We start from the raw sequence: 20128 nt of genomic DNA on the forward strand, positions 1-20128 counted from the left end.
CAGTTCGGTTGCCGCGGAAGGGCGCCGGTGTCACCCTGACTGATGTGGTTACGCCCGAGCGGACGAACCAGGCCGGGTACGCCGAGATCACCCCGGCCTACCGACTCCTCGATATCGTGCATGCCACCGCGCTCGCCCGCGCCGAGCGGCGGCTGCAGCGGGAGTTCACGATCTTGTTCGATGCCAACACAATTCACCGTTACCTCCACGACTCATACGCCCAGATCGGGGCGCGCGCGGCGGTGCAGCTGTATCTGCCCCTGCTGGCCGAGCGCTTCGCCCGGCAGCAGCTGCACGCTCGGGCCAAGGTGGAGGGCCGCATCGAACACACGAAACCAGTGGTGCTGTTCCTGTGCGCGTTCAACGCGGGCCGTTCGCAGATGGCTCTGGGCTTCTTCGAGCATTACGCACAGGATCGAGCACTGGCCTGGTCCGGCGGGTCGGAGCCGAGCGGTGCGCTGAACGCGGCAGCGGTCGCGGCCATGGCCGAAGTGGGCATCGACATCTCCCACGAGTTCCCCAAGACCTGGACCGACGAGATCATCCTGGCCGCCGACATCATCATCACCATGGGATGCGGCGACTCGTGTCCGGTCGTACCCGGAGTCCGGCAGGAAGACTGGATCGTGGACGACCCGGCCGGATTGCCGGTGGCCGAGGTGCGGCCGATCCGCGACGATATCAACCGACGCGTGATCGACCTGCTGGCCAGTCTCGACCTCGCGGTGGCCCGCTGACCGGCGAGAAATCGTGGTCCGAGCGCGCCGAGCAGCGGTAGCGTAACGCGGCTGATCCGGCTGAATTGCGCACCGCCCAGACCTGATCGGACAATCCCCTCTAGAGATCCAGGATGAGGTCCGTCTCTGGTTGTGAGCAACAGACGAGTACGGTGCCCGGTGCCGGAGGTTCCAGCGGTCGGGGTCCGTATCGGACCGCACCGGCGAGAATTGGCGTCTGGCAGGTGTGGCATACGCCGGTGCGGCAGGACCATTGAGTGGGTATGTCACAGGCTTCGGCGAATTCGAGGACGGTGGCATATCTATCGCTCCACGGCAGGGTGAGCCCGCTGCGGGAAAAGGTGATGCGAGGCCCGGTGCCCGGGGGTCCGGGCGGTGGATGCGGAGCTGCGCGGGCGACACCGGTGAGGCCGGGGTTGATCGCCGGTCGTGACCCGAACAATTCGGTGTGGATGCTGGTGGCGGCCAGGCCGAGTTCGGTGAGCGCCTCGCGCATGGCAGTCATGAACGCGTCGGGGCCGCACAGGTAGACGGTCGCGGCGGTGGGCAGGTCAAGGGCGGCGAGGGCGTCGTGGTCGAGGCGACCTACGGTGACCGCCGGAGCCAGGTCCGCTCCAGAGCTTTCGCGGGTGTAGAAAACGTGCTCATGGCCGTGGATGAGGGAGCTCAGAAGTTCATGAGCTTCGTCGGCGAAGGTGCGCTCGGCAGCTGAGCGCGCAGTATGCACCCACCAGATATCGCGCGTGCTGCGGGCGGCGGCGAGTGCGTGCAGCATCGCCAGGACCGGGGTCACCCCGATTCCGGCGGACAGCAGGATCACGGGGCCGGTGTCGTTGCCCGCTGGTAGGACGAAATCGCCTCGCGGGGAGGCGACTTCGAGCACTGCGCCGACCCGGAGGCGCGTGTGGAGGTAAGTACTGACGACGCCGTGCGCCTCGCGCTTGACGCTGATTCGGTACGCACGGTCGGACGGCGCCGCGGACAGTGAGTAGTTGCGGATCGGTGGTGGGTGGGCTGCGCCGGGCAGGCGGAGGGTGAGGTACTGGCCGGGTTGCGGCCGGGGCAGCGGGCGGCGGTCCTCGGCTTCCAGGTAGATCGACGTCACGGCTGCGTTCTCGGGTACGACGCGGGAGACGCGCAGTGTCCGGAAGCCGGGCCAACCGACGGATTCGGTACCGGGCAGTGGAGTGGTGGGTGGTCTGGTCGCCGCGTCGAGCAGGTCGTGAAACGATGCCTGCCAGCCGGGGCTGAGCGCGGGGATGTCGACTGCTCTGCGGAGTTGGTCGGTGTCGCGATCGGGCAGGTAGAGCAGCGCGTCGATGGTGGCGACGCTCATTCGGTGCCGACCCAGGCGGGTACGGACGATCTCGTCACCGGCTTGCACGTGGCCTTCGGTGATGACCCGAAAGTAGAAACCGGGCCGGTGCTGGGCGACGAGCAGCGCGGGCATCTCGGGTTCGCCCAGGCGCATGCCGACCCGGAAGCAGGTGACACGGGGTTGGGTCACCTCGAATTCGGCGTCACCGATGCGATAGCGGTCGCCGATGTGGACTTCGTCGTCCGGTAGGCCGTCGACGGTGAAGTTCTCACCGAACCGGCCGTATTCGAGGTCGTCGCGTCCGAGGTAGTGCCGCCAGAAGTCGTAGGACTGACGTTGGTAGACGAGTACGGCGCGTATTTCCCCGCCGTGACCTTCGAGATCGCCTTGGCCGTCCCCGTCGATGTTGAGCCTGCGGACCATCAGCGGTCCGGCGACGGGGTATTTGAAGATGCCGGTGTGGACGGTCCGGCCCTGCCACGGCACGTCCTTGGGTAGCCCGATGTTGAGTGACAGTAGCCGTGGCATCCCGCTCGCCTCCCTCCTGCCACGGTGCGGCATCGGCGATGTTGTCGACCGTACCCGTTCGGCAGCGGTCGGTACCGCACACTGGGGCAATGGCAGAACCCGTTGGTGCGCAGACCGGCTCGACAGCCTTCGGCGCCGAGCGCGATCCTGCGCGCGTCGAAACCACCGGCTGCTCGCCGCCACCATTGATCCCGTCGGCGCGCGAGCCATCGCCTGGCGATTCCGACTGGCCCTCGCCTGGATCGCAACTGGAATCGTGCTGGGTGTCGTGCTGCCCATTCTCGGCCTAGCCGTGATCGCCGCATTCATTCCCTTCTACTGGCTGCCTATATCGGGCGAGACCGCCAGGGCGAAGCGACGGTGCGCCCGCCGCGGGCAGCCGTGACCAGAAGGGGCTACCGAGGCCCGATCCGACTCCGTTGCCGCAGCTCGTCGGGGTCGAGATCGCGGTCGATGCCATGCGGAATGACGACTTGGCCCGGTTCGAGGACGAGCTTCCTACCGTCGAGGTACACGTCGACGATGTCGGGTTCGAACGACACCCACCCCGACACCGCGGCAACCTCGGGCCATGCCTCTAGGTACGACCATGCCGCACGCTTGCGCTGCCCGATGTCGTAGTAGCTGGCCAGGCCCTTGTAGGGGCAAAACGTCTGGCCCTGCACCGGGGTCAGAGCGGAGTCGTCGATATCGTCGCGAGGGACATACCAGCGGGGTGCGAAGCCCGATTCGTAGAGCGCGACCGGACGTCGTGTCTCGGCGACGACCCGATCACTGCCGCGGACAACCAGGTGCCGGGAGGTCCGGCGCATATCGATGCGGTGGTAGAGGTCGGCCGCATGGCCGACGATGCGGTCGTCTTCTTCGTAGAAGGCGTCCATCGACCGCCAAGCGAAGGCGACGCGGTCTCGCAACACGGTGGCGTAGGTCGGGAGGTCGGTGAACTGCCAGGCGGCTCGCTGCGCCTGATCGTCCGCGGTGTGAACGCTGAACCACGTCGTCGTTCCGAGGTCGCGATGTTTCGTCGTATGCGACTCCGGCACCAGGACACCCTCGCGAACATCGGCGCGCGGGAAATACGCGACCGGGTAGCGGCCGGGCTCATGCAGCAGGACGACGTCCTCGCTATCGGCCATCCACTGCCCACCGAATTGCACACGCATCCGTCTGCGGAGCGGTTCGGCGAACAACAGCCGTTCCGGCAGCGGCTCGGCCACCAGGAACTGTCCTACCGACCTGTCCGACAACGGTCCTTGCTGCCATGCCAGACCCACTGCCTTCTCCCTTCGTCTGGCCGATGTGCTCGCTGGCGGCGAATTCGCGCGATGGGGCTCGGCGGACTCTTGGTGAGCGCCTTGGGGATTCTGCGTAGGTCAGCGAGTGGCGGTTGCGCGGCTCATGAAATCGCGGATCAGTTCGGCGACATCGTCGCCAGCACTCTCCAGGAGAAAGTGCCCGCCATCGAGCAGGTGGATTTCCGCGTCCGGTACATCCTCGGCGAATGCCCGGGCGCCTTCCGGGCCGAAGATCTCGTCGCCTTTGCCCCACACCGCCAGCAGCGGCGGGTGGCAGCGGCGCAGATACTCGTGCAGCGCCGGGTACATCGGTGGATTGGTCGCATAGTCGCGGAACAGCGCAAGCTGGATGGCGTCGTTGCCCGGCCGCGACAGCAGCGCGAAGTCGTGATGCCAGGTATCCGGGCTGACCAGGCTCACGTCGGCGACCCCCGTGAGGTACTGCCACTTCGTCGTCTCCAGGGTCAGCGCGGTGCGGATGTTGGCCTCGGTCTCGGGGGTCTGCGCGCGCTGGTAATCCCAGACGGTGGTCCAGAAGCTGTCCACGAAGCCAGCGTCGTAGCCGTTGCCGTTCTGCGAAATGATCGCGGTAATGGCCTGCGGATCAGCCAAAGCAAGGCGCCAGCCGATCGGTGCGCCATAGTCCTGCACGTAGATCGCGTAGCGCGGCACATGCAGCTGTTCGAGCAGCCCGGCGGTCAAGTCGGCCAAGGCGTCGAAGGTGTAGTCGAACTCGGCTACGGAGGGCGCGGCGGACAGCCCGAACCCGAGGTGATCCGGTGCGATCACATGGTATCGGTCAGCCAGCGCGGGGATGAGGTTGCGAAACATGAACGAGCTGGTCGGGAAGCCGTGCAGCAGCACGATCGCCGGGGCGTCGGCGGGACCGGCTTCCCGATAGAACAGCCTCTGGCCTTGTACGGTCGCGGAGCGGTGATGAACAGCGGTCATCTCTGACTCCTCTTGCCCGTTATGAGGTCACGAACGTTCCGCCGTTCCCGCGCCGCTGTTACGAGCTTCGACAGCCTTGACGGTGTTATCGAGCGCCTGCTTCAAGACGCGCTTGCCGACCGTCCCGACCACCACGCCGAGCACCTTGCCCCTGAGGTTCTTGCCCTCGCGCACCACGACAACATCCATATCGGTCTTCCCGTCGGGCCGGCGAGCGAAGGAGTATGTGTGGCCCGAGTGGCCGCCCCATATGTTGGAGTCGGTGGTCGTCATGACGACGCGATTGGGGTCCGACCAGTCGTAGTGCAGGCGTTCCCAGATGCCGCGCGACCCCTCGGTGACGTCGGCCTCGTCGCGGCCCCGGGCATGCACCTCGAGATATTCGTCGGTGCTGTTGCCGAACAGCTGTGAGCGGCCGGGCCCGAAATCGGTCAGCGCCGCGACAAACTGCTCGGGCGTCGAGCTCGTCGTCTCCTTGAAGTGAATGGTGGACATATCTGCTCCTTAGTTTGGCGGGATGTCCTTCCAGCGTGCAGCGGTTGCCCGGCGCCGTCACCGCGGTGACGGGTGATGACGAGATGCCTGCTCTCGATCGATTGCCTACCCCGCGAGGATCGCGCCACACCTTTCGCCTTCGGCTATTCGGATGCAGTTACCGACCCGCAACACCGTCGGCTGGACCAACCAGCTCGCACGCCCGGTGATTGCCGTACCTCGATTCGGCCGGTGCCCAGTCGTGGTAGGAGGCCGCACGTCGGCGTTCAGCGGCGTTTGGTGATGACAACGGGGGCGATGTCGGTGGGTATGGCGTCGAGCGCCGAGGCGGGGATGCCCAGGGTGGTGGCGAGCACGTCGCGTGGGATGGCGTTGAGTGCGGCCTTGATTCCGATGTCGTCGGAGCCTTCGCGGACGCTGGTGTTGAAGATGATGAGTACGTCGAGCGGCATATCGGTGCGAGCGTTCTCGAAATAGTGGAAAAAGCCCTGCGGCGCGAAAACGAGATCGCCCTGTCCGGCTTCGAAGACGTCGTTGCGGTAACTACCGTCGAGGTGCGTGCCGAGGATGGTCCATTTCGCGGATCCGGAAACGACGTAGTTCAGCTCCCATGCGGTGGGGTGCCAATGCGGTTCGCGGATGCCGCCGACTTCCAACCGGACCAGGTAGACCGCGCCGTTCTGTCCGGACAGCACGGGAAAGTTGTCTTCGGTCGCACCGCGCAGGTTGCCGCCGTCGAATTGCTGCGGTTCCGCAGCGGTGATCTTGAACAAGTGCCGCGCGTTGTTGAGATTGGCATTGATCTCGTTGGTAATCGCCAGATCCGTCTCGTTGGCGGCTCGGGATAGGTGCGCGCCGACCGCGCCGCCCACCCCGGCGCCGCCGAGCGCGGCAGCGCCGGCACCGAGCGCGGTCCGGCGGTTCATTCGGCCCTGGTGATCCTCGCCCGCATCGTCTTCTTCCGGCATGTCGATTCCGCTCTTTTCGGAGGTCGTCGGATCAACAACGCTATCGCTGACCAGGGACGACGGCGGATCGGCGCGCCGGATCGGAAGCCTGGGCCGCCGATGCCACATTTGCTCGGTGTGGTTGCGGTGGGCGGTGATCGGTCGCAACTGTCGGATCAGGCGACCGCGCAACTGATAGCGGCCACCGCGGTGGAAAACTCGTCGTTGGTCTGTTCGGTGTTGACACTGATGGTTGCCGCGGTTCCCCTGGGCGTGGCGATCGCCAGGGTGCTGAAGCCGGGAATGCCGCCGGAGTGCCCCCAGACCTCCTTCACTTCCTTCCCATCCTTCCCGCAAGGCATCTGAAATCGGATCAGGCCGAGGCCGTAGGTCATCTCTGTCGAGGGCGACATCGGCATGGTTTGTTCCATCTGCGCGAGTTGTGTTGCCGGAAGGAGTTTTCCGGTCACCAATGCGGTGAAGAACCGGTTCAGGTCGGCGCCGGTGGAGATGATCGCGCCGGCAGCGCCTGCCCACGCCGCCTCCGAGTCGGTGGCGTCGACCCACTTGCCGTCGACACTGCGGTAGCCGAGCGGGTGCGGATCGCGCAGGCCGGTGTCACCGGCCAACGGGATGTAGGTGTCGTGCAGTGCGAGGGGTTCGAGGATGCGGCTGCTGATCTCGGCGGCGAGCCGATGGCCGGTGATGTGTTCGATCAGCATGTCCAGCAGCACGTAGTTGGTGTTGGTGTATTGAAATCGCGCTCCCGGCTCGAACTGCGGCGGCATGCTCATCGCGATGCCGACCAGATCGGCCGGTGTGAAGTCGCGGTACGCCTTGCCGTCGGTCGTCTGATCGAGTTGCTGGGGCAGCTTGTGTGCGGGGTCTTCGGGGGCGAAGTCCGCGAGACCGCTGGTGTGCTGGAGCAGTTGGTGCACGGTGATCCGGTTGCCGTCATTGCCGTTGCCTTGCACCACACCCGGCAGGTACCGCTCGATCTGAGCGTCGAGTTCGACGGTGCCCTCCGCGACGAGTTGCAGGACGACCGTGGCGACGAAGGTCTTGGTGACGCTGCCGATTCGAATATGGGCGCGGTCGGCGTACGGCGCTCCGGTGGTGAGGTCGCCAGCACCTGCGGTGACAGTGTGCTGTCCGTCCGGTCCGCTGATGACGGCCTGCGCGCCGGGCAGACCAGAGCGGACCAGGTCGGACAGCGCGTCGGAGACCTGTGTTGGCAGCGGTGCGGCCGTACTCGGTGTCGCCGTGCTACCGCCGCAGCCAGCCGTGGCCAGCAGGACTGCGGCGACGATGGCGTATCGGCCGCGCCGCCGAAATATGCTCGCACCCACGCTGTTACCCCTCTCCACCAAGCGACCAAGGTCATTTCGAGATGACGACTACGACGGTAGCGACGAGGTACACCCGCGCCTATCCGGTAACCCCCGGAGTTCGCCTACCTCCACGGTCGTACCTCCCTGGATTCGCGGTAACCCGTAGGTGGTAGGTGGTCGAAAAACGTTGGACCCCTTGGGCGGTTTCCGGAAATGATGCTGCTGGTCGTCGTGACGGGAGGCTTGCTGGTGGATGTGTTTCTGGAGACCGATCGGCTCGTGTTGCGTCGGTTTACCGATGCCGACGTCGACAACCTGGTCCGGCTGGACAGTGATCCGACGGTGATGCGGTTCCTGACCGGCGAGCCCACACCGCGCAGCGAGATCGAGCACCATGTGCTACCTGGGATCCTGCGCGATTACCAGCGGAGTTCGGTCGGCCGCTTCGCCACCGTCGAGCGATCCACCGGAGCGTTTGTGGGCTGGCTGGCCGTGCAGCCACCACCGGGCGGCAGCAGCACCGACGTCGAACTCGGCTACCGGCTCGCCCGGTCGGCCTGGGGCCGGGGATACGCCACCGAGGGAGCACGGGCGTTGATCCGGAAGGGATTCACCGAACTCGACGTCGGGCGGATATGGGCCCAGACCATGGCGGTCAACATCGCGTCTCGCCGGGTGATGGAAAAGGCCGGACTCACCTACGTTCGAACCTTTCACCAACACTTCGATGACCCGCTCCCGGGCACCGAACACGGCGAGGTCGAGTACGAACTACACCGAGCCGACTGGGCGAAGCCGGAATCAATCGGTGACGCGCTCTAGTGGCCGAACCTCTTCGCCGCGAGGGCGAGGCGATAGCAGTACGGGCGGTGATGGTGTTGGCGCACTGGTACGGCAGTGGAATCACCGAGCGAAACGCAGGCGTAGCTGCTCGGTAGCGAAAATCGCATCTCGAGATAGACCGCGGCGATGCCCGACAAAGGGCACGATGAATCTGGCTCGGTCGGCATCGGCCCAGCTGCACGGCCTTCGACCAGAAAGCGGCCGCCGTTGAGTCGGTCGGCTGACGATGACAACGAGGAGTGTGCGATGACTGGAATGACCGTTGGTTTCGTCGGGCTCGGCGCGATGGGGCAGGGCATGGCCGCCAGCCTGCTTCGGGCAGGCAATCGGCTGCTGGTCTGGAACCGCTCCCCCGAGCCGGTCGCCGCGCTGGTCGCGCAGGGCGCCGACGCGGCCGGGCGGCTCGCTGACGTATTCGCCGCCGAGGCGGTCGTCTCGATGCTGGCCGACGACCAAGCGGTCGAGCAGCTGCTGCTCGACCCCGAGCTGTTGGTCGGTGCGAAGGCAGCGGTGCATCTCAACATGGCGACGGTCTCGATCGCGCTCGCCGAGCAGGCCGAAGCCCTGCACACCGAGCACGGCATCGGCTACGTCGCCGCGCCCGTCCTCGGCCGGCCCCAAGTGGCCGCCGCGGGCGAACTGAACATTCTCGCCGCCGGCGAGCAGACAGCGCTGACGAAGGCAGCACCGCTGCTGTCCGCGATGGGCCGGCACACCTGGCATTTCGGCACTCGCCCCCACCACGCCAACGCCGCGAAGATCAGCGTCAACTTCCTGATCGCCTCCGCCATCGAGTCCATGGCCGAGGCGTGCAGTGTGGCCGAGTCGCACGGTGTCCGGCCCACCGACCTGGTCGAAATGCTCACCGGCACACTGTTTCCCGGGCCGATCTACGCCGGCTACGGCGCAATGGTCGCCGAACGCCGCTATGAACCAGCCGGCTTCCGACTCCCCCTGGGCCTCAAGGACGTCAACCTCGCCCTCACCGCGGGCGCCGCGACGAATGTCCCGCTGCCCTTCGCCAGCGTGCTGCGCGACGCCTTCCTCGACGCCCTGGCCCACGGCGACGGCGATAAGGACTGGGCCGCCGTCGCCGCCGTGACCCGCCGCCGGGCCGGACTGCCGAGGTAGCGTGTTACGCCGGGCACCGGCCGATCACCGATTCCACGATGAGGCGCAAACGCGTTGGGGGGCGCCTACGCTCGATCGCCAAGTCCACGAATCAAATCGATTCCGCGGCCGAGGTTGTCGAGGCGCGCGTGCAGGGTGTCGCCCGCGGGGTAGAGGCGAACGGTGTCGACGCCGGTGTCGCGCCAGGTGCGCAGGCGGTCGCGGACCATATCCTCGGTGCCGATCAGCGTTGTGGCCATGACCATTTCATCGGTGATGAGGGCTGCGGCACCGTCACGGTCACCGCTGCGCCAGCGCTCGCGCACCCCAGCGGCGACATCGGCCCAACCTTGGCGGCTGTAGGCGTTGTTGTAGTAGTTGGTGGTTCCAGAACCCATGCCGCCGAGGGAGAAGGCGAGCTCCTGCTTGCGGCTGCCGACAACGGCCGCCAACTGGGCCGCGTCGGCGACGATATTGATCTCCGCGCCCTGGCAGATATCGAGATCGGCGCGGGTGCGTCCGGATCGGGCCAGCCCGGCGTCGAGATGGCTGAGGTAGGCGTGCGCGCCCTCCGGGACGAAGCTGGTGCCCAGCCATCCGTCGGCGATCTCGCCGGTGAGTTCCAGCATCTTCGGCGACAGCGTGGCGAGGTAGATCGGCACTGCGACGGGCTGCATGCTCAGCCGCATCGGACGGCCCTCGCCGCCGGGCAGCGGAATGGTGAAATGATCCCCCTGGTAGGCGATTTTGTTGCCCGTGAAGACCGCTCGGATGATCTGCACGGTTTCGCGCATGCGGGTCAGCGGGCGCGCGAACGGAACACCATGCAGGCCCTCGATGACCTGGGGACCCGAGGCGCCGAGACCGAGCAGGAAACGCCCCTCGGAAAGCTGGGCCAGGGTCATGGCCGTCTGGGCGATCAGCACCGGGGATCGGGTGCCGAGCTGAATGATCCCGGAGCCCAGCAGGATTCGCTCGGTGCGCGCCGCCAGAAAGCCCAGCGGCGTGGCCGCGTCGGTGCCCCAGGCCTCGGCCACCCAGCAGATGTCCAGGCCGAGCTTCTCGGCTTCGACGACGAATTCGGTGAGCTCGGACCAGCCGACCGAAGAGCCTTCGATCGTTGTGGCGGTACGCATTACGCCGCACCCTCCACCAGATCCTTGATGGCGGCCAGATTGGCTTTCATACCGGTCTCGAATTCACGCAATCGGACGAAGACGATCTTCTGCTCCTTGTCGGGCATGGCGTCGATGGCGTAGCTGAGTCCGGAGCGGGCCGGGCCCATTTGCGTCCATTGCTCGAGGACCGTGCCCGCACCTTCGGACCGCATCGTGAAACGCCAAATGCTGGAGGGATATTCGGGGTCGCCGACCGCCCAGGCGAAGCTGCGCTCCGGATCGAATTCAACAATGGTGCTGATCGTCTCCCAGGATCCCAGCGCCTCGTGCGCGTTCTGCCCGCTGAACCGCGCGCCCACCGCCGGGCCGGTCGCGCCGTCGAGCCAATCGACGGCGCGCAGTTCGGCGCTGAGGCGCGGCATGAGGTGGATATCGCTCACACATCTCCACACCCGATCCGAAGGCGCATCGATGTAGGTCTGCACCGCCACGGTCGGGGTGTCCGCGTACACCTGCCCGGTCCACTCCACAATCAGCTCCTTCCGTCGGCTGACGTCCATAGTTGCGTAGATAGACTTACCAGCGCAAGACTTGCTCTCAGCATTGAACAGCTGAGTCTTAATGAAAGACCCACTAGAATGACGACATGAAACGGACCTCGTTGGCGAACTGGCCCTGCTCCCTGGCCCGCACCATGGACCTGCTCGGCGACTGGTGGACGCCGCTGGTCCTGCGCGAGGCCTTCTACGGCATCCGCCGCTTCGACGAGTTCCAGCAAGAACTCGGCATCGCACGAAACACCCTTTCGGAGCGGCTGCGTCGACTGGTCGAGGCCGGGCTGATGGAGAAGTGCGTGTACGAGACCATGCCCGTGCGCCACGAGTACCTGCTCACCGAATCCGGCCGCGACTTCTACGGCGTCATCGCGACCATGACCGCTTGGGGTGACCGCTGGCTCGCAGGTGCGGCCGGTCCGCCCATCGTCGCACGACACGACACCTGTGGTCACGACGCCGATGCAGAGGTGGTGTGCTCACACTGCAAGCAACCCCTGGCGTCGCAGAACGTCACCCCGCGCCCCGGCCCCGGGTACCCGCCGAAGTTGCTGGAGCGCCCCAATATTCGACGGCGGTTCCACATCGACGATCCGGACCGCCAGCCTGCAGACCCCGCATGAGACACCTCTGTGAACTTAACGATATCAGAAAGACGTTGCGTGCCAAGGAATTTGAACAAGAACCCATTCTAACGAGAGCGGTCGACGCCGATCGGACGCACCGGCGCCCGCACACGCGATGTGTGCGGGCGCCCGGTTCGCGCAGACTGCTGCGAAGTTGCTATATCACCGCGTTCATGATCGTGCCCGCACTGGTCGCGACCGCACCACCGGCCATCGCGCTGGCGATCATCTTCGGCGACTGAAGCTGGCCACCGGACCATTTCTCCCATGCGAACCGACCGCCACCGTAGGTAATGGCGGATACGCCGGAGAGCTGAATCAGCCAGGTGAAGTACCGACCCATTTGCATCAATTTATCCGACATCGGCGGCGCCTCCGGTGTCGGATTACTGACCTCGGCCAGTACGGTGTCGTGTAGCGCGGCGAGAATCATGCTCACTTTCATGCTCCTTGTCGCATGCCGGTACTGCAGCGGACGTTCGGAAGAGCTTTCGCGATAGATCGCCATGGCGCGTTGAGCTCATCGATTCAACCCCACCAAGATCACGTAGCGACAACGACACACCGGTCGGTACATGACGCAACTCACACTGCCCAGCCCATGCCGGTGAGCTTTCCCGGTCTTACGATCTTGATGGGGGTCGCTGAATGCAGGGGATCGATAGCGAATCGGCGCGGCGCGGCGCCACCCACCGTCCTTGCCGACATCACCCGGAAATCGGGGAGCGCACATGACTTTCCTGCTACCACTACTCGTACTGCTGCTGGTCATTCCGGTCGCAGTGATCGTGGCCGTCTACACCACCGTCATCGCGACCTATTGGGTCGAGATCCGGCACAGCGCCCGGCGCAATCCACCTGATCTGCCTGCCGTGCGCTAGCCCGGCCGGATCCGGCCCCCGAATCATTCCCCTAATGCCGCCCGAATCCTGGCGGGCCGAATGCCCCCCGAACCTATCCTGAGCGAGCAAATTCGCAGTAGTGGGTCGTCGACCGAGGACGGCTCGGCGGTTGCGGGTACCCGACGGCCCGCCCGCCAGAGGAGGAATCGTCATGCCGGACAGCTGGACCGAAACCGTGACCGGATCACCGACCAAAATCGACACCAGCGTGGCTCATGAAGCGCGCGTTTACGATTATTGGCTCGGCGGAAAGGACAACTATCCGGCCGACCGCGCACTCGGCGACGCAATAGCGACCCATGTTCCGGCCATTCGCAGCATGGCCCGCGCCAATCGGGCCTTCCTCGGCCGCGCGGTGCGCTACCTGCTCGACGCGGGCATCACCCAATTCCTCGATATCGGCACCGGCATCCCCACCGCGGGCAATACCCACGAAATCGCCCAGGGCATCGATCCAACCGCGCGGGTCGTCTACGTGGACAACGATCCGATCGTCCTGGCACACGCCAGGGCGCTCATGTCGAGCACCCGTGCGGGCAGAATCGCCTTCATCCATGCGGATCTGCACGATCCGGCCTCGATTCTGCGCGATCCGGCGCTCACCGCGACCTTGGACCTGGATCGCCCCATCGCGATCATGCTGGTCGCGATCATGATGTATTTCCGCGACAGCGATCATCCGCACGCGATCATCGAGAATCTGCTCGACGCGGTCCCGGCCGGAAGCCACCTGGTGATCACCCATCCCACCGCCGACTTCGACGACCGCGCCATGGCCAGGGTGGTGGCCTCGGCCGAATCGGCCGGAATCACCTTCCGTCCGCGCAGCCGCACCGAAACCGAAAGCCTGTTCGCCGGAACCGAATTGGTCGAACCGGGCGTCGCTCCCGTGGTCACCTGGCATCCGGAACTGGTCGGCCACCTGACGAGCGGTGCGCGAGCCGTCCAGACCGACCCCGAATCGGCGTGGTATTGGGCAGGTGTCGGCCGCAAACAATGATCGCCACGTCCGCGCGCGGCACCGGCTGACGTTTGGGTCGGCACCGCTCGGCAACTCCACCGGTGAGGTGATCGATCATGGTCAACGATCTGGAGAAGCGATGGACGGCGGACAACCGGACCTTCCGCCGGGTGGCGATCTATGTGGCGACGGTCCTTGCGGTGGCCGCGGTCGTCTTCGTGATCACCGCGATCTGGGCGGCCAACCGCGCAGCCTGCGCGAATGCGGAGATGATGCTCTGTGATACGCCCGCGAAGACCGCGGTAGTGGCCGGGCCGACCGTGGTGCTGATGCTCGGCGGCATCGGCGCGTTCGTGCAGACCTACCGGGAGTGGCGGCGCGGCGGGAGCTGGCCGATTTGGCAGGGTGCGGGCTGGTTCCTGTTCACCATGATGATCGTCTATCTGGGCATCGGCGGCGGCAGCGTCGCGGGATAACCAGCCCGCGCACGGTTGTTGTGACATGAACCACGGCCCAATTGGTTGTGCACAATATAATTGCCCGCTACTGTAATGGACATGACCGATCACCTCACTCTCGACGAGCAGCTGTGCTTCCGGCTGTATGCCGCGTCGCGAGCGATGACGGCGGTCTATCGCCCGAAGCTCGAACGCCTAGGGCTGACCTACCCGCAGTACCTCGTCATGTTGACACTGTGGGAACGCGACGGTCGCAGCGTCGGCGACCTGTGCGAGGCACTCCTACTCGATTCCGGCACCCTGTCCCCGCTGCTCAAGCGGCTGGAGGCGGCGGGGTTGGTCGAGCGACGCCGGGCAGCGGCCGATGAACGTCGGGTCGATGTCCAACTCACCGAGCACGGCCGCCAGCTGCGGACCGAAGCACGGTGTCTGCCAATGGAAATGGGCGAGGCCAGCGGCCTCTCGCCCGACGATTTCATCGCACTGCGCGAAACCCTTCGGCGACTTACCGATTCGCTGATGCTGCACCCCCGATCGAAAGAGAGTCAGACATGACCGTCCTGTACACCGCCGAAGCCCTCGCGACCGGCGACGGACGCAACGGCCACGCCCGCACCTCCGACGGCAAGCTCGACCTCGCCCTCGACATCCCCAAGGAAATGGGTGGCAGCGGCGTTGGCACCAACCCGGAGCAGCTCTTCGCATCGGGCTACGCGGCCTGCTTCCACAGCGCACTGCGCCTGGTCGGCAAGCGCGAAGGCGCTAATGTCGACGATTCCGCGGTGGGCGCGAAGGTCGGCATCGGCCCGAACGAGGCGGGCGGCTTCGAGCTGACCGTCACCCTCGAGATTTCGCTGCCGCACCTGTCTCCCGCCGAGGCGCAGGCCATCGCGGATAAGGCACACCAGGTGTGCCCGTACTCCAACGCGACCCGCGGCAATATCGACGTCCGGGTCACCCTCGCTGACGACTGACGAAAGGAATTCACCATGCGTGCCGTAGTCATCGAAAGTTTCGGCGAACCAAAGGATGTGCTCACCATCGCGCAGCGGCCGACGCCCGAACCGGGCGCGGGTCAGGTGCGGATCGAGCTCATTCTCGCGCCCATTCACAATCACGATCTGGCGACCATCCGTGGCGTATACGGCTATAAACCGGAGTTGCCCGCGATTCCGGGCACCGAGGCCGTCGGCCGGATCGACGCGGTGGGCGCGGATGTGACCGGGCTGGAGGTCGGTCAGCGCGTGAGCGTTTCCGGCATCCACCAGGTGTGGGCCGAGTACTTCCTGGCCAGGGCGACGCAGGTGGTTCCGCTGCCCGACAGCATCTCCGATCAGACGGCGGCGCAACTGTTGGCAATGCCGCTCAGCTCCTTGATGCTGCTGGAGGATCTGCGGGTGGCGCCCGGCGACTGGATCGCGATCAATGCCGCCAACGGTGCGGTCGGCCGCCTGATGAATGTGCTTGCGCGGCAACGTGGTATCAAGGTGCTCAACCTGGTGCGCGGTTCGGCGTCGGAAAAGGCATTGCGCGAGCTGGGCTTCGAGCCGGTCTTCGATACCGAATCCGAGGGCTGGCTCGACCGCGCCATCGCATCGACGGCGGGCGCGCCGGTCGTGCGCGCCGTGGACCAGGTCGGCGGGCGGGCGGCCGACGCGCTGCTCTCGCTGCTCGGCCCGGGTGGTGAGCTGATCTCGTTCGGTGCGCTCTCCGGTCAGCCGCTATCCGTCAATCCGGGTCCGCTGATCTTCAAACAGGCTGTCATCAAGGGCTTTTGGGGTACCAAGCGGGCCGAGCAGACCAGCAGTGAGGAGATGCGGCGGCTGATCGGCGAATTGGTGGGCATGGCGGCAACGGGTGCGCTGCGACTCGACGTCGAGGCCACCTACCCGCTGGAGGCCGCGGCCGATGCCGCCGCCGCGAGCGAAACGCCGGGGCGGTCGGCAAAGATCGCGCTGTCGCCGCAGCCGGTGTGATCCGGCCCGGGTCCGCTACCCGACCCGCACGAGGAGCTTGCCGAAATTGCGGCCCTCGAGCATGCCGATGAACGCCTCCGGCGCATGCTCGAGGCCGTCGACAATGTCCTCGCGGTAGCGGACCCGGCCCTCGGCGATCCAACCCGACATCTCCCGCAAGAAGTCCTTGTACATCTCGCGGACGAATTCGCTCTGGATGAATCCGCGCACCGTCAGGCTCTTGGTCAGAATGCGACCGTAGAAGCCGGGCAGCCGATCGGGTCCCGCGGGCGCTCCGGTCGCATTGTAATTCGCAATGAGTCCGCAAACCGGCACGCGCGCATAGGTATTCAGCAGCGGGTACACCGCGTCCGCCACCGCACCGCCGACATTTTCGAAATAGATGTCGATACCGTCGGGGACTGCCGTGCGCAATTGGTCTGCGAAATCCGGTGCGCGGTGGTCGATCGCGACATCGAAGCCCAATTCCGTACGGACATAGGCGCATTTCTCCGGCCCACCCGCGATGCCGACCGCCCGCGCGCCTTTGATGCGGGCGATCTGGCCGACTGCGGAACCGACCGGACCGCTTGCGGCGGCCACCACCAGGGTCTCCCCCGCCTTTGGCTGCCCGATCTTCAACAGTCCGGAATAGGCCGTGAAGCCCGGCATGCCGAGCACACCGAGCGCGGTCGATATCGGCGCTTTGTCCGAATCCAGCTTGCGCAGCCCCGCCGCGGGCGCGACCTGATGCGTCTGCCAGCCCGAATAGGCCAGCACCACATCGCCTTTCGCCAGCGACGGATCACGCGATTCGAGCACCTCGGCGACCGTGCCACCGACCATCACATCCCCGACCTCGACCGACGCCGCATATGATTCCGCGGCGCTCATCCGCCCACGCATATACGGATCCAGCGATAAATACCGCGTGCGCAACAACACTTCCCCTGCGCCGGGCTCCGGCAACCCCACGGTCTCGATCCGGAAATTCTCCGGAGTCGGTGCGCCCTCCGGCCGAGATGCCAGCACAATTCTCGTCGACTGGAACATATGCCTTATTGTAGTTGTAGTTCAGAGTTCACCACTGACCACTGGATCCCGAGTCGATCGCATGGTTTAGGGATACCTTCGGATGCAACCTTCAGCTCGGCTTTGCGTCGCTCCGCAGCGGTCGGATCGTTTCCTCCTCTATTCAGATCGGTAGAGATCCGGCAGCCGGGCTCTGTGCGGATTCGCGAGATTTGTCGGCCGATAGGTAGCTTAAATCGGATCTGGCCGGTCAGCGGGAGCGACGGGATCGGCTCATCGGGAAGGTTCGGTAGAGCAGCATAATTCGGCTAAGCGCCCGTCTGTGGGACTGCCGGATCGGGGGTTTCGAGAAGCCGCTTCGGGTGCATGCCGTCGACAGCCCCCATGAACGGTGGGTGGATGCTATAGCCGAGCATGCGGCGGATGTCCTCGGACACCGTTCGTGCGGTTTCTCGGCTGGTCGACAGCGTGTACGCCTCCTGAGGGCGCAGCCACGGCTCGCAATACTGTGCGGTCACGGCGAGCCGAGCAGCGGTGGTCTGGTTCGCGCCGCCGCCGTGCCAGAGGGTTCCGAGGTAGAACACGCACGAGCCAGCGGGCATCCGCGCGCTGACCCGGGCGTCGGATTCGGTCGGCTGGCGTGCATCCCATCGGTGGCTGCCGGGCAGAATCACCGTGCTGCCGTTGCGATCTGTGAACGGGTCTATGGCCCACATCGTCGCGGCACTCAGCGGCGGGCGGGGCCTGGGAATCGGATAGAAGCCGTCGTCGTGGTGCAGGAGCTGGGCCTGCTCACCGGGGAGGATGTTGATCACCTGCAGCTGGGAGAGCAGGTAATTCGGCAGGAACAGCCGGTCGAGCAGGGCCAGCACGCGCGGATGGTCGAGCAGCCGGTCGTATACGCGGGTCTTCTCGAGCAGGCTGTACACCCGCTGGGTTTGTTTGCCCTCGAACGTATTTCGGCCGAATGGTCCGAGCAGAGCGGTACTTGCGACGCGTATGCGTTCGCATTCTTCAGGTGTGATCAGGTCCGGTAAAACGACGTACCCGTCGCGGTCGAGGGCGCGCATATCGGCATCGACCACCGCGGGGTCGATCGTCGCTCCCGCGCTGGCTGTGGCCCGGTGGCGTCCAGCCAGGTCGACGCGCAGGTCGTCGAGTTCGGTGATGACATCGTTCACGCGGGGCGTGGGTCCCGGGTTCATGCCTGACTCCTCGCTGGGTAGAGGGCCGGTCACGCCTCCGGCGGCGGATCAGCCACCTTGCGAAGCGAGATTCGGTAGAGCACAAGGTGTTCCCGGTCGAACTGCCGGATGGACGCCTCCAGATAACGTTCGTATGCCTCGGCGATGCGGGCGCCGACGAGCCGTTCCGCGTCCGTGCGGTGTGACCGGAGTCTGCGCAGCCACTCCGCACAGGTGGTCGAGTAGTCGTGACGATCGTTGACCACCGAACCGATTTCGGAAAGTTTCTCCGCGGCGTGGGCGAGTTCGGACAGTCGCGGTGGATCCGATTCCGGAAATATCTCGTTCGCCAGGAACTGCACATCGTTGAGCGCGTTGTGGTCCAGCGGCCGGTTGCCCTTGCCGATCGTTTGGATGACCAGCCCGCCGCCTGGGCGGAGCATGTGAGAGCAGTGGGTGAAGAACTCTCGGTAGGCCGCGGTGCGGTCACGGCGAGACAGTCCGAATTTCACGAAGTGTTCGAGTGCGCCGACGCAGAATATGACGTCATAAGCATGGTCGGGATGATGTGTGTTCCAGTGTCCGAGCTGGACATCGATCCGATCGGTGGAATGCGTTCGGACGTAGTCGTATTGGTCTCGGCTGAGAGTGAGGCCGGTGATGCGGGCCTGCCGGTTCCGGTCGGCTACCCTTCGCATCAGGCTGCCCCAGCCACACCCGATGTCGAGCACGCGCTGCGCGCCGGCGATGTCGGCCCGCTCGATCAGATAGTCGAGCTTGCGCTGCTGCGCACGGTCGAGATCGTCGCCCTCGGACCATAATGCGCACGAGTAGGTCAGGCTGCTGTCGAGCCACAGCCGATAGAACTCGGTTCCGATGTCATAGTGATGGCGGACCGCATCAGGTGACGCGCCTTGGTATTCATTGATTTCCGATACCATCATCGAGGCCCTATCCTCCGGTGAAGTCGAGTCGGACAGACCGCTCGGCCTCTGGTGTGGCCCGCAGGCCACGATGACGTCAGGAACCTCCCCGTGAGTGGCCGACATGATTTGCCAATGATCTTCTCGGCAAACGTATTCCACGGTAGCCAATTGATGGCAGTTCCGGCAAGCATCAGGAGTCGATTGACATGGCGTGCACCAGAGCGGATTTCGCCATGGCGGCCAGGGCCAGGGTGCGGGTGGGGTGTATGATCACGCCGCAGCAACTGCTGCATCCCGTCCGGACGGCATCGGCCACGCCCATTCATATGACCGGCGTGGAATGATCGACCGCGGACAACGACCAGAAAGGGCCGTGCCTCGTAAGCCCCCCGCCAGTCTTCCGTTCCGGCGCCCACCCGCTTCCAGCGCGAGCGTCGTTCGTGGCGGCGCGCGTTACACACTGGCAGTGATTGCCAGGCTCGAGTGGGATCAGAGACGACCTATTGTCAGGTAAAGCCGCTGCGGCACTGCACATTTGGTGTCATTTCGCCACCGGTATCGCCTGCTCTGGATGGGGCAGGAGGGCCGGATGCATGCTCGTCGATTGCTGCGGATCTTCATGGGAAGCCCTGACGGATCCTCGGGAGCGTTGTCCTCTCGATGTCCCCCGCAACTCTCGGGCACTGCAGCGCATCGTTGACCGCCTCGACTCAGCGACCCGACAGGTCGGCGCCTGCGACAGATCGTGCACGATGGTAAAATGCCCCCCGATTCTCTTGGCGTCGATGAATTCAACCGACGCTGAAAATTAGCCATTCCGCCACCGTCATTGCCCGCAATCTATTGCGGGCGATTCG

24 protein-coding genes are annotated in these 20128 nt (G+C 65.4%); 12 read left to right on the plus strand and 12 right to left on the minus strand.

Features of this window, described 5'->3' with window-relative positions; translation table 11 throughout:
- The first annotated feature begins 86 nt into the window (after positions 1–86).
- Complete coding sequence (locus ACWEO2_RS33420) at positions 87–737, plus strand: arsenate reductase/protein-tyrosine-phosphatase family protein (protein WP_452409050.1); 651 nt, start codon at positions 87–89, stop codon at positions 735–737.
- A 100-nt stretch (positions 738–837) separates the two neighbouring features.
- Here the strand turns inward: ACWEO2_RS33420 and ACWEO2_RS33425 are convergent, their stop codons facing one another.
- A complete protein-coding gene (locus ACWEO2_RS33425) occupies positions 838–2583 on the minus strand; it encodes an MOSC domain-containing protein (protein WP_452408989.1) in 1746 nt (581 codons plus the stop codon).
- Between ACWEO2_RS33425 and ACWEO2_RS33430 the strand changes: the two genes are divergently transcribed.
- Positions 2558–2968, plus strand: coding sequence for a hypothetical protein (locus ACWEO2_RS33430; protein WP_452408990.1), 411 nt, complete (start codon positions 2558–2560; stop codon positions 2966–2968). The genes ACWEO2_RS33425 and ACWEO2_RS33430 overlap by 26 nt on opposite strands.
- Before the next feature lie 10 nt (positions 2969–2978).
- On the opposite strand, the gene ACWEO2_RS33435 is transcribed toward ACWEO2_RS33430, so the two are convergent.
- The 5 genes from ACWEO2_RS33435 to ACWEO2_RS33455 all read right to left on the minus strand — a co-directional run bounded on the left by ACWEO2_RS33435 (position 2979) and on the right by ACWEO2_RS33455 (position 7620).
- The gene (locus ACWEO2_RS33435; RefSeq protein ID WP_452408991.1) at positions 2979–3857 is read right to left on the minus strand and encodes a DUF427 domain-containing protein; all 879 of its coding nucleotides are present in this window, start codon (positions 3855–3857) and stop codon (positions 2979–2981) included.
- A 99-nt stretch (positions 3858–3956) separates the two neighbouring features.
- Positions 3957–4829, minus strand: coding sequence for an alpha/beta fold hydrolase (locus ACWEO2_RS33440; protein WP_452408992.1), 873 nt, complete (start codon positions 4827–4829; stop codon positions 3957–3959).
- A 27-nt stretch (positions 4830–4856) separates the two neighbouring features.
- Positions 4857–5324, minus strand: coding sequence for a hypothetical protein (locus tag ACWEO2_RS33445; RefSeq protein ID WP_452408993.1), 468 nt, complete (start codon positions 5322–5324; stop codon positions 4857–4859).
- 266 nt (positions 5325–5590) lie between these two features.
- Positions 5591–6292, minus strand: coding sequence for a cupin domain-containing protein (locus ACWEO2_RS33450; RefSeq protein WP_452408994.1), 702 nt, complete (start codon positions 6290–6292; stop codon positions 5591–5593).
- A 155-nt stretch (positions 6293–6447) separates the two neighbouring features.
- Complete coding sequence (locus tag ACWEO2_RS33455; protein WP_452408995.1) at positions 6448–7620, minus strand: serine hydrolase domain-containing protein; 1173 nt, start codon at positions 7618–7620, stop codon at positions 6448–6450.
- A 195-nt stretch (positions 7621–7815) separates the two neighbouring features.
- Here ACWEO2_RS33455 and ACWEO2_RS33460 point away from each other — a divergent pair, with 195 nt between their 5' ends.
- Both ACWEO2_RS33460 and ACWEO2_RS33465 read left to right on the plus strand, forming a co-directional pair.
- Positions 7816–8424 carry a GNAT family N-acetyltransferase gene (locus ACWEO2_RS33460; protein WP_452408996.1) on the plus strand — a complete coding sequence of 203 codons (609 nt, stop codon included), beginning with the start codon at positions 7816–7818 and terminating at the stop codon, positions 8422–8424.
- 267 nt (positions 8425–8691) lie between these two features.
- Complete coding sequence (locus ACWEO2_RS33465) at positions 8692–9576, plus strand: NAD(P)-dependent oxidoreductase (protein ID WP_452408997.1); 885 nt, start codon at positions 8692–8694, stop codon at positions 9574–9576.
- A 65-nt stretch (positions 9577–9641) separates the two neighbouring features.
- Here ACWEO2_RS33465 and ACWEO2_RS33470 read toward each other — a convergent pair whose 3' ends face one another.
- Both ACWEO2_RS33470 and ACWEO2_RS33475 read right to left on the minus strand, forming a co-directional pair.
- Positions 9642–10691 carry an LLM class flavin-dependent oxidoreductase gene (locus tag ACWEO2_RS33470; RefSeq protein ID WP_452408998.1) on the minus strand — a complete coding sequence of 350 codons (1050 nt, stop codon included), beginning with the start codon at positions 10689–10691 and terminating at the stop codon, positions 9642–9644.
- Positions 10691–11203 carry an SRPBCC family protein gene (locus tag ACWEO2_RS33475; protein WP_452408999.1) on the minus strand — a complete coding sequence of 171 codons (513 nt, stop codon included), beginning with the start codon at positions 11201–11203 and terminating at the stop codon, positions 10691–10693. Before ACWEO2_RS33475 ends, ACWEO2_RS33470 begins: the two co-directional genes overlap by 1 nt.
- A gap of 116 nt (positions 11204–11319) precedes the next feature.
- On the opposite strand from ACWEO2_RS33475, the gene ACWEO2_RS33480 reads away from it, so the two are divergent.
- Positions 11320–11850: a winged helix-turn-helix transcriptional regulator gene (locus tag ACWEO2_RS33480; protein WP_452409000.1), complete on the plus strand. Its 531-nt coding sequence runs from the start codon at positions 11320–11322 to the stop codon at positions 11848–11850.
- 160 nt (positions 11851–12010) lie between these two features.
- On the opposite strand, the gene ACWEO2_RS33485 is transcribed toward ACWEO2_RS33480, so the two are convergent.
- Positions 12011–12286 carry a hypothetical protein gene (locus ACWEO2_RS33485; protein WP_355184905.1) on the minus strand — a complete coding sequence of 92 codons (276 nt, stop codon included), beginning with the start codon at positions 12284–12286 and terminating at the stop codon, positions 12011–12013.
- Positions 12287–12584: 298 nt separating this feature from the next.
- On the opposite strand from ACWEO2_RS33485, the gene ACWEO2_RS33490 reads away from it, so the two are divergent.
- The 6 genes from ACWEO2_RS33490 to ACWEO2_RS33515 all read left to right on the plus strand — a co-directional run bounded on the left by ACWEO2_RS33490 (position 12585) and on the right by ACWEO2_RS33515 (position 16150).
- Positions 12585–12734: a hypothetical protein gene (locus ACWEO2_RS33490; protein WP_354958736.1), complete on the plus strand. Its 150-nt coding sequence runs from the start codon at positions 12585–12587 to the stop codon at positions 12732–12734.
- Positions 12735–12906: 172 nt separating this feature from the next.
- Positions 12907–13755, plus strand: a complete 849-nt coding sequence (locus ACWEO2_RS33495; protein WP_452409001.1) for an SAM-dependent methyltransferase — start codon at positions 12907–12909, stop codon at positions 13753–13755.
- 77 nt (positions 13756–13832) lie between these two features.
- Positions 13833–14192 carry a hypothetical protein gene (locus tag ACWEO2_RS33500; RefSeq protein WP_452409002.1) on the plus strand — a complete coding sequence of 120 codons (360 nt, stop codon included), beginning with the start codon at positions 13833–13835 and terminating at the stop codon, positions 14190–14192.
- A gap of 81 nt (positions 14193–14273) precedes the next feature.
- On the plus strand, positions 14274–14729 hold the full coding sequence (locus tag ACWEO2_RS33505; protein WP_452409003.1) for a MarR family winged helix-turn-helix transcriptional regulator: 456 nt from the start codon (positions 14274–14276) through the stop codon (positions 14727–14729).
- Positions 14726–15148 (plus strand): organic hydroperoxide resistance protein, encoded by a 423-nt coding sequence (locus ACWEO2_RS33510; RefSeq protein WP_452409004.1) that lies wholly within the window; start codon positions 14726–14728, stop codon positions 15146–15148. The genes ACWEO2_RS33505 and ACWEO2_RS33510 overlap by 4 nt, the downstream gene beginning before the upstream one ends.
- 15 nt (positions 15149–15163) lie before the next feature.
- Positions 15164–16150 (plus strand): zinc-binding dehydrogenase, encoded by a 987-nt coding sequence (locus ACWEO2_RS33515; RefSeq protein ID WP_452409005.1) that lies wholly within the window; start codon positions 15164–15166, stop codon positions 16148–16150.
- Positions 16151–16165: 15 nt separating this feature from the next.
- Here ACWEO2_RS33515 and ACWEO2_RS33520 read toward each other — a convergent pair whose 3' ends face one another.
- From ACWEO2_RS33520 to ACWEO2_RS33530, 3 genes are all read right to left on the minus strand, one after another.
- The gene (locus ACWEO2_RS33520; RefSeq protein ID WP_452409006.1) at positions 16166–17182 is read right to left on the minus strand and encodes an NADP-dependent oxidoreductase; all 1017 of its coding nucleotides are present in this window, start codon (positions 17180–17182) and stop codon (positions 16166–16168) included.
- Between the two features lie 287 nt (positions 17183–17469).
- Positions 17470–18366, minus strand: coding sequence for a phytanoyl-CoA dioxygenase family protein (locus ACWEO2_RS33525; protein WP_452409007.1), 897 nt, complete (start codon positions 18364–18366; stop codon positions 17470–17472).
- A gap of 29 nt (positions 18367–18395) precedes the next feature.
- Positions 18396–19289, minus strand: coding sequence for a class I SAM-dependent methyltransferase (locus ACWEO2_RS33530; RefSeq protein WP_452409008.1), 894 nt, complete (start codon positions 19287–19289; stop codon positions 18396–18398).
- Positions 19290–19477: 188 nt separating this feature from the next.
- Here ACWEO2_RS33530 and ACWEO2_RS33535 point away from each other — a divergent pair, with 188 nt between their 5' ends.
- Positions 19478–19615: a hypothetical protein gene (locus ACWEO2_RS33535; protein WP_452409009.1), complete on the plus strand. Its 138-nt coding sequence runs from the start codon at positions 19478–19480 to the stop codon at positions 19613–19615.
- Positions 19616–20128: the final 513 nt, after the last annotated feature.

Source organism: Nocardia sp. NPDC004278, from assembly GCF_053602975.1.